At 47.6% G+C, this 12,650-nt stretch carries 8 protein-coding genes and 2 pseudogenes; 4 read left to right on the top strand and 6 right to left on the bottom strand.

Annotated elements, in window-relative coordinates:
- Positions 1 to 429 precede the first annotated feature (429 nt).
- Genes BLT51_RS08050 through BLT51_RS08040 form a run of 3 tightly spaced genes read left to right on the top strand, consistent with a single transcriptional unit; the run spans position 430 to position 6,166 of the window.
- On the top strand, positions 430 to 2,664 hold the full coding sequence (locus BLT51_RS08050; RefSeq protein ID WP_091282021.1) for a YcaO-like family protein: 2,235 nt from the start codon (positions 430 to 432) through the stop codon (positions 2,662 to 2,664).
- A 47-nt stretch (positions 2,665 to 2,711) separates the two neighbouring features.
- Complete coding sequence (locus BLT51_RS08045) at positions 2,712 to 4,436, top strand: ABC transporter ATP-binding protein/permease (protein ID WP_231943937.1); 1,725 nt, start codon at positions 2,712 to 2,714, stop codon at positions 4,434 to 4,436.
- 5 nt (positions 4,437 to 4,441) lie between these two features.
- Positions 4,442 to 6,166, top strand: a complete 1,725-nt coding sequence (locus BLT51_RS08040; RefSeq protein WP_091282016.1) for an ABC transporter ATP-binding protein — start codon at positions 4,442 to 4,444, stop codon at positions 6,164 to 6,166.
- Positions 6,167 to 6,331: 165 nt separating this feature from the next.
- Here BLT51_RS08040 and BLT51_RS09330 read toward each other — a convergent pair.
- The 6 genes and pseudogenes from BLT51_RS09330 to BLT51_RS08005 form a co-directional block, all read right to left on the bottom strand.
- Positions 6,332 to 6,862, bottom strand: a pseudogene (locus tag BLT51_RS09330) (HipA domain-containing protein).
- 2 nt (positions 6,863 to 6,864) lie between these two features.
- Positions 6,865 to 7,074 carry a hypothetical protein gene (locus BLT51_RS08025; RefSeq protein ID WP_091282008.1) on the bottom strand — a complete coding sequence of 70 codons (210 nt, stop codon included), beginning with the start codon at positions 7,072 to 7,074 and terminating at the stop codon, positions 6,865 to 6,867.
- Positions 7,075 to 7,097: 23 nt separating this feature from the next.
- Positions 7,098 to 7,292 (bottom strand): annotated as a pseudogene (locus tag BLT51_RS09520) (hypothetical protein); the annotation flags it as partial.
- 174 nt (positions 7,293 to 7,466) lie between these two features.
- Positions 7,467 to 8,144, bottom strand: coding sequence for a response regulator (locus BLT51_RS08015; RefSeq protein ID WP_091282005.1), 678 nt, complete (start codon positions 8,142 to 8,144; stop codon positions 7,467 to 7,469).
- Positions 8,141 to 8,923 carry a sensor histidine kinase gene (locus BLT51_RS08010; RefSeq protein ID WP_172801342.1) on the bottom strand — a complete coding sequence of 261 codons (783 nt, stop codon included), beginning with the start codon at positions 8,921 to 8,923 and terminating at the stop codon, positions 8,141 to 8,143. The genes BLT51_RS08015 and BLT51_RS08010 overlap by 4 nt, the downstream gene beginning before the upstream one ends.
- A gap of 56 nt (positions 8,924 to 8,979) precedes the next feature.
- A complete protein-coding gene (locus BLT51_RS08005; RefSeq protein ID WP_091281999.1) occupies positions 8,980 to 9,888 on the bottom strand; it encodes a 2-hydroxyacid dehydrogenase in 909 nt (302 codons plus the stop codon).
- Between the two features lie 134 nt (positions 9,889 to 10,022).
- On the opposite strand from BLT51_RS08005, the gene BLT51_RS08000 reads away from it, so the two are divergent.
- Positions 10,023 to 12,611, top strand: a complete 2,589-nt coding sequence (locus tag BLT51_RS08000; protein ID WP_091281996.1) for an FtsK/SpoIIIE family DNA translocase — start codon at positions 10,023 to 10,025, stop codon at positions 12,609 to 12,611.
- Positions 12,612 to 12,650: the final 39 nt, after the last annotated feature.

Raw genomic sequence — 12,650 nt, 5'->3', positions numbered from 1 at the left:
TGTTGTAGATCTATATACTCCATCAAGGAAGGGAATCGAGTGTGCATGGACAAAAATATATAATTAGGTTTACCTAAGTTCAAGACTTTGGAACAATTCATTTTTACTGTGTCGATAACCTTAGTTGGGGAAATTTGGTTCTTGTGAAAAAAGTGTTGGATGGTTAGAATCGACTTAGGTTAGCCTAACCTGACTATCCTGTAGTGAAAAGGATGTTCGTCAAAGAGGAGAACACTATGTCCGATATTGAAATCATTGAGGTAGACGAAACTATTACGGATCAGATTACTGTTCCGCATTGCCATCACGCTCAAGTCACGCCAACCTTTGCGTGGGCATAGCAAAAATGGGTGATGTGGAAAGTGGTAGGAAATCTATCGCCTTCCACATTTTCAATAGTGTGTATTGAAAATCGGATGGTAAGAGAAGATGTTTTCGTTATGTCTTGAGGCTCGTCACCTTTCTGAAGGACGTACTTTGATCCACTGTGCAGATGATGCCAAGATAATTGTGACTGCTAACACGTATTCCGTTATTGAGGAAATCAAACGTGCTGAAGAATGTCAAGATCTTGATTGTTTGGGTGTCCCTCTCAAAAAGATGCTTCTTAAGCATGGATCTGTGCTTCCAATTGAACGTCCTTGCAATGAAGCAGTTATTGCTGAAAATGACTGTCATGTACACCAAGGCGAAAGCGGCGTTGAGGTTCTTGTATGTGGTTATGAACCTGTTGGGACACGCTTGGTGGCAATATTACATAATGAGGGGGTCAAGGCCCAGTATTCTTCTAAAACCATCCGAGAGTGCTCGTATGAAGTTATTCGAGGAGGATTTCTACTTATATGTAGAGGCCCTGGGTCGCGTCAGCTGTTTGCTGATGAAGTGAGGGCTTTAGAAGTTTTAGATATAACCTGGGCAGTGGTTGACTATGCTGCGAGATCATTCTTGTTTGGCCCAGTTGTTCAAGATGGGAAAGGTGCACGTTTTTCTGATTGTATGAAACGATCATGGGGAAACGCTATCAATAAAGAAGTTTATTTGGCAGAGTTACAACCAGCGTTATGGGGAAACTTCCTCAGTCGTTTAATCTCTGCTCATCCTGCAATGGAAATGCTTGCACATCTGGTAAGGGGACTAATTAAGAAAGACGTAGAAAACAAAGAAGGAGTATCTCCACTCGATACTGTCTGGGAAATTGGGTTAGATGGTCAGCTAGATGTGCGTGCAGTACTGCAGTGTTCCTTTATTAACGGACCCTCAAAACAAATTCAGATACACCCACCAACATACCTGGTAGACTCAAAATTCGGCATAGTTAGAGAGTTGAATGAGGTCCGTTATTCTCCTTCGATGCCTAAAACTCTTCACACAACACAAGCTAGAGTCACCGACTTGGCTCGGGTAGCGGGGTATGCCAATACGGTATTCTGTCAAGGTTCCACGCTTATTTCTGATACTTGTGCTGGTTCGGAACGAAAGAAAAAAATTGAATATAACATGAAGTCCGCAATCGGGGAGTCTGTAGAGCGATACTGTTCGAATCTTATTGATCTTCTCCCAGTTATTCATGGAAGTTACGATAGCCTTCTTCGACGTGGCTACCCTGTTCTTGATCCTTCAGAATTAGTATTGTTTTCTGAACAACAATATGCGGAACCAGGCTTTCCTTTTGAAAAATTCTCTCATGATTTGCCAGTTTCATGGGTAGAAGGCCGTTATTATGGTTCGGATTCTCCCGTTTTTGTTCCTGCCTCTCTTGTGTATGTCAACTGGTATACGAATCAGTACCACCATGAACCTCGCGTGAACTTTCCAGCTTTTGCAGGAGTTGCGGCAGGCGAAACAATAGAACAAGCTACGCGTTCAGGAGTCAGCGAGATCTTGGAACGCCATGCCACGATGGTGTGGTGGCTTAATGCACAGGCTCTTCCGAGTATTGAATTAGCGCCAGGACAATGCCAGCTATTTGAGAGTTCACAAGATATTCTGCGCCCTTCCTTGGTCCATCTTGATAACACGTTTGATGTGCCTGTAGCAGCTGGAATCGTTCATAATGATTCACACCAATTGGTACATGTTGGTTTCTCGTGTCGTTCAACGATAGATGATGCTGCGTTAAAAGCATGGAGCGAGGCGTTAACGTTGCAAGAAGGTGCCCTTGATCTCTTAAATCCAGAGGGAGTCCATTGGAAAGCTATTGCAGAAGGCTTCTTGCCTGGCAGATCCTATAAAAAATGGCGCGGCGATCGGTGCTATCTGGATGACTTCCGCCAAGATATGAAAGATGTTGACGATTTACTCGTACAACAAGAAGTATTTCTGGATCCACGTGCTGTACGGCGTGTTGCACATTTGATTGATCGCCCAGCAACGCGTCAGGCCAATAGTGTTCCTCACCTAAAAGACAATTCTCTTGCTTCCTATGTAGAAAAAATTGAAGCTCGAGGGAAGCGCGTCATAATCGTTGATATCACGTCCCCTGATGTAGCTTCGTGTGGTTTGAGGGTGGTACGTGCTCTTGTCCCGGGTTCAGTTGGGAACTCTCCGGCTGCGTTCCCGTATCTAGGGCAAGGTGTCGTGGCGCGTGAAGCGGTAGAACTTGGATGGCGAGAACGTGCCTTGACGGATGCTGAGATAAATCTATTTCCGATGCCTCATGCATGAGCAGGCTCATCTCACAAAGAAAGTAATAACGCATGTTCACTCAACACATGATGGTTATTCGATCAGCAGGTTTACGTGTGATTCTCTTGCTCCCGTGTATCGTGATCGGCCTCGTCGTTTCCTGTATATACGTCATAACAGCGCTAGTTAATGCGCGCCTATTCGTAGAGTTACTAGGCGAAAGAGATACAACGCGAATCATCTGGTTCGTGTGTATCGTGTCAGTGTTACTTCTGATTCGCCCACTGATAGATGTTGTTGGGCAGCTTGCACAGAACCGTGCCGGGTTAATCGTGAAGCGCAATCTTCGTCAAACATTGTTGAATAAAGTTGAGCAACAAGGGCCGATGCGAATTGGGCTTGATAGGGCGGGCGTTGTTCAATCTGTGATAACAGATGGCGTTGAAGCGGTTGAAACCTACTTTATTAAGTATTTTACCCAGCTGGTTGTTACAGTAGTAACAGCAATAGGGCTCGTATTTGGGCTTGCGATGATATCGCCGTTAATTTCCGTTGTGTTATTGACGTGTGGGATTGCTGTGGTGGCTATTCCTCGACTATGGGACAAAGCTTTAGCGGAGCGAGGTCAATCTCACTGGGCAGCTTACGAAGAATTGAACGCAGATTTTATTGACGCGATGTTCGGTATGACTACCTTGAAATCTTTTGGCGCAGCGGGTGCGTACGGAGAACGACTTGAGCGTCAGTCACGTGATTTATTGGCGACGACGCTCGGGCAGTTACGTCTTTCTTTAGGGGAGACGGGGCTCAGTACGTTAATGAAAGGCCTAGGGCCTGCTGTAGCATTGATCATTGCTTTTATTCAGGTTCGGTCGGGGAGCCTTAAAATTGGCGACGTATTTACAGTGACCTTGGTATCGGTTGAGATGTTCCGGCCGTTCAACCAACTGTCAGCATCCTGGCATGAGGCATTCTTTGGCATTTCTGCATTGCCGTCGATGAACAGCATCTTATCTATGTCCGCCACAGAAAACTGTAAAAAAGAGCCAGAAACTCACAAGGACGTGCCTTTGACTATCACGTTTCAGAACGTAACTTACACGTATGTGGGGTCCGATACTCCAACGCTTCCTTGCCTCAACCTCACCATTGCAGAAAAGCAAACGACTGCCTTAGTAGGATCATCAGGTTCAGGAAAATCCACGGCACTCGGATTACTTATGGGGTTCGATCAGCCAGAATCAGGCTCTGTACTGGTGGGAGAGAACAACCCTGCAGATATTGATATATCTCAGTTAGTGACGTTAGTTCCTCAAGATCCACTTATTTTCCCAGGAACTGTGCGAGAAATTCTCCACATGGCTAAACCGGACGCGAACGACGACGACATGATGAGTGCGCTTCGGCTAGCCCAGGCAGATATGTTGCAGATGGAAATGGAGGACACCTGTTCGCACAATCATGTGTTGGATCTGTTTATAAACGAACATGCAACGAATCTATCAGGTGGACAAAAGCAACGTCTTGCGATTGCGCGAGCACTCATCCGGAACACTGACGTGTTGATCTTGGATGAATCCACATCTGCACTTGATACGCATACGGAAGAACTACTCCTTACCGGAATAAGAACGGCTCGTCCTGATCTGACCTTGATACTCGTAACGCACAGAATTGATACTGCCGCGAAAGCGGATCACATTATCGTGATGGCTCATGGAGAGCTGGCGTGTTCTGGTAATGCACATCTCTTAGCTCAAGATCCAGAATCAGCATGGTCGCGCCTCCTTGAAATGCAGAAAGGACAGTAGCAGATATGAAGAACACCATGAACAATATCGTGCAACTGATGGTGCGGTTACACGAATGTCTCCCACTTTTTATAGCATCCACGATCGTCACGATGCTAGCGCAATTAGCAGTCGTTGGCGCGGGGATAACATCAGTGTGGATTTCCACGTCTTTTCTCCTCGATACGCACGCAGAACTCACTGGTTTTGTGGCTCTCTTGGGGACTTTGGTTCTTACGCAGGCCGTAGCAACCCTATGCGAAGTGTGGTGGTCCCATGAAGTTGCCTACCGGATTCTTCACACACTCAGGCGCCATATATATGCTGCTATTAGCCGCATTGCGCCTTTAGGCCTTCACGGACGCCGCACGGCAGATATCGCATCGGCAGCCATGGACGATGCAGAAAAACTTGAATGGTTTTACGCCCACACCGCCTCCACAGCTGTCTGCGCGGTGGTAACTCCAAGCATTCTTATATCCATTTTATACGTGCTTATCGGACCTCTCGCTCTTGTCATGATCATTCCGATTGCCTTGATGGTAGTTTTTCCATTACTTCTTATGCCGATTCAACGCCAGCAAGGGAAGATTTTACGATCCGGGCTCGTGGATTTACGAGCAACTGTGCTTGATTCCATCCAAGGACAACGCGAATTACGTTCTTTGGGAATGACCGAGCATCAGCATGCACACATCGGAGAAATCGCCGATAGAGTCCAACATATATACGCTCGCCAAATGCTGCGCAGAACCTGGGAAAGTACATTTGCCTCGGTCATCACTGCAGTAGGGACAACCATCATTCTGATCATCCTCACTGGCCGCGTTCTTGATGGGCATAGTGATGGACAAATATTGCCAATCGCCATCGTTACGGCAAATATGTGTGTGATGCCAACAATGACGTTCGTTGCCATGATGGGACGAATTGGAGAAATTGGCGCCTGCGCAGAACGTATTAACACTATCATCGCTGCTCCAGATCCAATACCTGCTGCTATAGAGATGCAATCACTCACGCGAGAACATGAAGAAGGAACGTTAGTCAGCGAGAACGTCGTTTTCTCCTACGCAAACGAACCTGTTGTCAACGGCGTCAGTCTTGTTGCAAAGCCAAACCAGACAATAGCTCTGGTGGGGCGATCCGGTGCCGGAAAAACGACGTTCGCCAACCTAGTCATGCGATTCTTAGACCCGCAACACGGCGAACTCAGGTTTAATGGAACCAACCTACGATCGTATGGTCCTGATGACTACCGGAAACAACTCGCGCTCGTTCCGCAAGATTGCCATATATTCGCCGGAACTGTACGGCATAATCTCGCATTAGCCGCTCCGAACGCCTCCGATGAGGAGATATGGGAATCCCTTCGTGCTGCCCACATCGATCATTTAGTCACCCAACTTGGTGGTTTAGACGCTCACATTGGCGACCGTGGGACAACACTATCTGGAGGAGAACGCCAACGTATCGGTATTGCCCGCGCCTTCTTGCGCAATCCGGAGATGCTCATACTCGACGAACCCCTAGCAAATATCGATCCGATCCTAGAATCGAGTATCGCTCACAATGTCAGGACTCTACGAAACAACCGAACAACGATCGTCATCGCACATCGATTGACGTCCATGTTGATGGCAGACCATATAATCCTACTCGAAAATGGCCAGATATGTGCACAAGGTACTCACGAACAACTCATGCACGAACCCTCATATCAGGAATTATTAGGAGACCAGCTATCCTAGGGTCGTGCTAGCACGTGTTCAAGGCTCCGCGTGTTATTCGTTTAATTGTTGTTCGATATTTTTGACGAGGATATTGCCATCAATTTCTGCGATGTTATAGGTGTTTGCATAATCTTTAAACGCAGAACAAGCTTCTTGAATTTGGGAATAATGTCCGGCTGCTTGTTAAGCTGTAAGGCCAAAACAATGGGCGGCTTGGATTAGTTCTTTCTTATTACGTTGAAAACCTGTGCTGTTATGAAGAATGGGTGTTCCTGCAATCCTTTGAGAACGAAAATCTGGCGAGACATCGAAAAGTGGAGCCAAACTCCATCTTTTATCATTGCGAATGAAACCATAGTTTCGCATGTGGTCATCAACATTATTCAAAATGATTGATAGAGCGATCCGATCAAAAAGGGACGTCTTATCTTCACAGGGAGAGACACAGAAAGAATCCATATAGCTCGCCAGCATTTCGAAGGAATACGGTTGAGAAAGATTGTGAAGATGAAGAAGCTAGGCAGCGGAAATATATCCGATCCGTTCGTCTCCAATTCGATCAAACCTTTTAGCGATCAATGCTGAACCATAGGTGTCAATCCGAACAAGGCGGAATTCTGGAACAGGCAGTCCTGCATCACGTGCACATGAGAGTGCAACAGCTTCCCACGCTTCAACGTCATCATCATCTGATTTATATGAAAATTTGACCAAGCTCAGCCCGAAAGTGAATCAATTACGTTAATTTTGGGACGCGCGCCACCGAGAGACGATCCTGCGAAAGCAATATGTGAAATATCTTCTTCGCTAAGATGAGTGAGATTTTGAGCCTTACCTGCAATAGAAAGAACGTCATTTTCTGTTGGGAGAAGAGAAGTGTGCTCTGCAAGTAACTCACCATTGCTGAAAAACCGTAGGTTTCCCATCCGGCTTCTATCGTCTACAAGGCTTATATAATCAAAAATAGATAGCTCTTGAGGACCTTGCTGGATGCGAATAAGTTTTTGCCCCAAGAATCTGGTCCTGCATCATCAATTGCACCAGGTAAGGACGGGTTTCCGAAAAATGGCAGAGTTTTATTAGTGAGCGGTAGATCTGGACTAATTGCGTAAGAATCTCTGCGATGAAGCCATTCTGAATCATAGGTAAACTCGCTTGAAACAAATTTGCCAGTTGCGGAGGTGTTTACCGAATTCTAGGAGATTCTGACGAGTAACAAAGTCATTACTTTTCATGAGCTCCCCATTTCTTTCATCTTCTATAATGTTCTTAATACATAACAATATATATCTTTATGTTATGTGAAGTGAACATTAAATCATGTAGTTGACTGCTGACGCACCCGATAGCCCGTTCCGCGCACCGTCTCAATCAGATTCTCCCGCACCCCAAGAGCCTTCAAATGCGCACGCAACCGATGCACCGTAATCCGCACCATTTCACGCCCACCCACACTCTCATCCGTATTCCATACGTGAAGCAACAGATCATGGAAACTCACCGTGCGATTGTTATTATGCAAGAGTTGCTCCAAGACGCGAGACTCCATCGCCGGCAACACCGTCGTCGATCCGGCAAAACTCAATTCACCGGTGTCTGAATCAATTCGGATGCCTTCGGCCTCGCTCCACGAAGTTTCACCACGTCTCCGTAGAATCGCCTCAATGCGCAAGCCAACTTCACGCGGAGAAAAAGGCTTAACGATGTAGTCGTCTGCGCCAGCCTCCAAACCTCGGATACGATCTTCTTCTTCACCCAGAGCTGACAGGAGGATAACAGGTGTTGAGCTTGTTCGGATGGAACGGCATAATTCAATTCCGCTCGCTCCTGGTAACATGACATCAAGTAAAACGAGCTCAACATTATGTGTCTTCAGTATTTCTTGTGCTTCTTCTGCACTCTGCGCGCCAATCCATTCCCGCCCGGTAGATTCCACAACATACCCGATAATGGCTCGAATTTGGGGTTCATCGTCAACTACAAGGACAACGTTCATACTGTTTCTTCCGTTCTAGCAGAAAAAGCTGTGTGTGTCCCGTGGATCGGGAGCTGGATAAGTACCTGGGTTCCGCAACCAAGCACAGTATCAACAATAAGCCTACCGCGATGTGCAGCGATAATATGCTCGACGACTTTCATTCCTATTCCGGAACCAGCTTGCGGTAAATCGCTATGTGTTTGTGTGTCCGTTGAAGAAATTTGAGGCAAAACTGTACGAGCCATGATGCCTTTTCCGTTGTCTTCAACAACAACGAGAGCTATTCCGTCGTCGGCGGAGACTCGAATATGGACTTGTGTGCCTTCGCCGCCATGGCGTATGGAATTCGTTAACAAATTCCATACAACTTGTTTTAGCATACGTGGATCTGCGTCAACAAAAGTTGGGGCTCCGTGATTGTCGAGGCGAATATCGCACGGGTGCATAATTCGAAATTCGTGGACAGCCTCGCGGATGAGTTGCCGAAGGTTGACATTAATTAAATTCAGAGTTGCAAGAGATTTTTCCATCCGAAATAATACCAAGAAATCTTCTGCTAGTGCGCAGGCAGTTGCTGAATTTTCAGCGATCGTATTCAGGAATCGGCGTTGGACAGAACTGATCGGACCTAAATCTCCGGTAGTAAGGATTTCTGATGCGCCTTTAATGACTGTTAACGGCGTCCTAATCTCGTGCGAAAGGTATGCGGGAGATACTAGATTTGATAGGACTCGTTGCTGCAGGACGTCATTTCTTCGCTTTGCTTTACACAGTAGACGGCGATTCCAAACCCACATGATCACACTGATACAGCTCAGGGCGGCCAGTGCAACCAATACTATGTTTGTCAACATCAGCGGTGAATGATATTTTCGAGCTTCTCACCTGCGAGCAGGTGGCGAACTTGGCGCTCAATCAACCGCTTAAGGCGTGGTTCTAAAGCCTCGGAATATCCACCGTTGTGTGCTGAGATAAGCACGTTAGGGTGAGAATAGAGCAGGTGGCCAGTCGGTAGCGGTTCCGGATCAACGACGTCGAACGCGAAGCGTAACCGGTCAGCATGCTTGACCATCGCGGCGGTATCAACGATGACGCCACGCGCCATATTGACTAGCAGTGCTCCGTCTTTCATTAGGCTGAGGAAATCGTCATCAACGAGTCCTCGAGTTTCATCAGTTGCGGGAACTATCAAAATAACGACGTCGGCCTCCGGCAAAAGCTGCGGAAGTTGCGTCGTCGAATAGATGTGCCCTTCGGCGTCGTCGCGTTCGCTGCGTGCTACCCGTATTAGGTCTACCTCGAATGGTGCTAGCCGCTGAGCGATCGCTGAGCCTACTCCGCCGACGCCCACCATGACCACTCGTTGATCTGCTAAACCGGGCGAAAAGAATGTATCCCACTTTCCTTCAGCTTGGGAAATGATTGAGCGCTTAATATTGCGTTGCATAGCCAAGATGAGAGATAGAGTGAGCTCTGCCGTCGAGGTCTCATGAACCGTTTTTGCATTTGCAAGAATATGGTGGCTGCGAAGGTGCGGAATGAGTGGTTCATAGCCCAATGTGGAACACTGAACGTACGTGAAGTCGAGCCCATCTAAATGTTGATAGTCTGGATTTTTGGTCAGCAGTGGGGTGATAACCATGTCTATGTGGGACACCGGTGCTGGGCCGCAAATGTCCCAATCAATAATTTCTATATCAGAACCAAACGTTTCGAGAATGTGCCGGATATTCTCATCTGGGGAAGAAATAGTAAGAGTCATATTTTTAGACTAGCCTACGAAGCGATTTCAGTCGCATTCTGATACTAGTCGGCGTGCCATCCGTAGGTAGATGTTCTTTCGTTCTAGGCTAACTGTCAGCTATGCCCGTTGCATAGCTATGAGGAGGAAACATAGTGGCACGCTCTGGATCAGCCGAGAATTCACAACATAAGCCAAAGAAAAAGTCTGCGCCTGCTGTAGCAGAAACGGATAATCGTACATCAAGCGTGAGTGACCGTATCCTCGGCGGAAATGGTGGTCGGCTATTCATATTAATTAGCTTGGCAATTATTGTGGCTCTGCAAGAATGGTTCGGGCTTTCTGGCGCTGTTGGACCAGTTATCCATCATGCGACTGCCGGAATCGTTGGTGTGCTTTCGGTTCTGGTACCGATTGTGTTACTCGGAATTGTGGTGCAATTGTTTCGCCGTTCTCATACAGAAACTACCCAACGAGTCGTTATTGGCTTGGCTTTAATTGTTGTGTCAGTGAGCGGACTTGTACATATCTTTATGGGACAGCCCACGCCTCAATCGGGTTTTGCTCATGTTGAAGCTGCAGGTGGTCTTGTCGGATTTCTCGTTGGCACTGGGCTGGCAAAGCTTTTGTCCGTTTGGGGTGCCGTTCCAGTCCTTGTTTTTATTATTCTGTACGCGATTCTCTATTCAACTGGAACAGCTATAAAAGATATCGCTGATTGGGTGTCGGCCAAGCGAGCTGAAAGAACAGAATTTGAGCCTCACCATTCAGCTTCTGTGCCATTTGATCATCCGGAAGAAATTGACGACGACGCACCTGTTTCTCGATTGCGTCGACCTCGCAAGAAACAAGAACATGCTGATGATTCCATTGCTGAAGAGGCTAAAAAGACGACGTCGAAGCCCCGCCAGCCGGCTGCGGATGCAACGCGCGTGATGCCAGCGAAACCTGTCAAAGTTCCGGCAAAAACTCAGACTGAGCCGGAACGTAAGGCTCCTAAGCCAGAGCCGATCCCGGAGCGCATCGAGCAACTTGAGTTGGCGTCAAATATTACTTATACATTGCCGTCAATGGATCTATTGAAGCAGGGACCACCACATTTGGAGCGTTCGGAGGCTAACGATCGCGTCGTTGAAGCGTTGACCCGAGTATTCTCTGAGTTTTCGATTAATGCTGAAGTGACTGGCTTTTCTCGAGGACCAACAGTTACCCAGTATGAGGTGGAGCTCGGTCCGGGCGTTAAGGTCGATAAAATCGAGTCACTTTCGAAGAATATTGCGTACGCGGTAGCTTCATCTGACGTTCGAATCTTATCGCCGATCCCTGGGAAATCAGCTGTCGGTATTGAAATTCCGAACGCAGATCGAGAAACAGTTCTCTTGGGAGATGTTCTACGGTCAGCGGTAGCCCGGAAACAGACCCATCCACTGGTTGTTGGCGTGGGCAAAAATGTCGGGGGCCAGTACGTCGTCGCGAATTTGTCAAAGATGCCTCATCTTTTAGTTGCAGGAGCTACCGGTGCTGGTAAATCGTCGTTTATTAATTCGATGATTACCTCGATTATGGTGCGGTCAACACCAGAACAAGTACGCATGATTTTGGTTGACCCGAAGCGTGTTGAACTAACTATCTATGCCGGAATCCCGCATTTGATCACGCCAATTATTACCAACCCCAAAAAGGCTGCTGAGGCTCTGGAATGGGTTGTGCGCGAGATGGATCAGCGCTATGACGATCTGGCTGCATACGGATTCAAGCACATTGATGATTTCAATGAGGCTGTGCGTGAGGGCAAGGTCACTGCGCATGAGGGCTCACAACGCACGTTGCAACCGTACCCATACTTGCTTGTCGTAGTTGACGAGTTAGCTGACCTAATGATGGTGGCTCCGCGCGATGTTGAAGCTTCGATCCAGCGTATTACGCAGTTAGCTCGTGCGGCAGGTATCCATCTAGTGTTGGCGACCCAGCGACCTTCGGTAGATGTGGTGACGGGTCTGATTAAAGCGAATGTTCCATCGCGACTGGCGTTTTCGACGTCGTCGGCAACGGATTCGCGCACAATTCTAGATTCTGTAGGTGCTGAAAAACTCATTGGTATGGGTGATGCACTGTTTGCACCAGCAGGTTCGATGAAGCCGATGCGTGTGCAGGGTGCGTGGGTTGATGAAGAGGAAATCGCTGCGACTGTTAAACATGTTAAGGCTCAGATGCAGCCAACGTATCGCGAGGATGTTATTCCTAAGCCTGGTGAGATGAAGAAGATCGACGATGATATCGGTGACGATCTCGACGTGCTTTTGCAGGCTGCGGAGTTAGTCGTTAACACACAGTTCGGTTCGACGTCGATGCTCCAGCGTAAGCTGCGGATTGGTTTTGCTAAGGCTGGACGTATGATGGACCTATTGGAATCTCGAGAGATCGTTGGCCCTGGTACCGGTGGTAAAGCTCGTGATGTGCTTGTTACTCCGGAGCAACTTGGCGATGTTATCGCTTTGCTTAAAGGGGAGGACGTGGATTTAACGGCGCCCAAGGATGATGAGAGTGACGTTGCTCCAACCCAGATCGTCGATTCAGCTGAGTATGCGAACGATGAGAGTGCGACTGTTGTCATGCCCGCCAATCGTTATGCAACAGATCCGCTTGAATCGAACGAGGGTGACGAAGCTCGCCAATGGTATGACGATGAAAATGACAATGAGGGCGAATCGGGCGAAGATGCATGGCAACTGACGGGTCGGTAAGGATTGACCGGAGAGTTACCTCCACTTTGCTCATAAAAC

Origin of the sequence: Arcanobacterium phocae (assembly GCF_900105865.1) — a bacterium.
GTDB lineage: Bacteria > Actinomycetota > Actinomycetes > Actinomycetales > Actinomycetaceae > Arcanobacterium > Arcanobacterium phocae.
The sequence above is the reverse complement of the archived record's forward strand: the minus strand, read 5'-3'. Positions and strand labels throughout refer to the sequence as shown.

What these genes read in the sequence shown, in the direction of transcription:
- BLT51_RS08005 (WP_091281999.1), bottom strand. Translation starts at nt 9,888, where the DNA reads ATGACTCTTACTATTTCTTCCCCAGATGAGAATATCCGGCACATTCTC.
- BLT51_RS08025 (WP_091282008.1), bottom strand. Translation starts at nt 7,074, where the DNA reads ATGGGAAACCTACGGTTTTTCAGCAATGGTGAGTTACTTGCAGAGCAC.
- BLT51_RS08010 (WP_172801342.1), bottom strand. Translation starts at nt 8,923, where the DNA reads ATGTGGGTTTGGAATCGCCGTCTACTGTGTAAAGCAAAGCGAAGAAAT.
- BLT51_RS08015 (WP_091282005.1), bottom strand. Translation starts at nt 8,144, where the DNA reads ATGAACGTTGTCCTTGTAGTTGACGATGAACCCCAAATTCGAGCCATT.
- BLT51_RS08040 (WP_091282016.1), top strand. Translation starts at nt 4,442, where the DNA reads ATGAAGAACACCATGAACAATATCGTGCAACTGATGGTGCGGTTACAC.
- BLT51_RS08045 (WP_231943937.1), top strand. Translation starts at nt 2,712, where the DNA reads ATGATGGTTATTCGATCAGCAGGTTTACGTGTGATTCTCTTGCTCCCG.
- BLT51_RS08050 (WP_091282021.1), top strand. Translation starts at nt 430, where the DNA reads ATGTTTTCGTTATGTCTTGAGGCTCGTCACCTTTCTGAAGGACGTACT.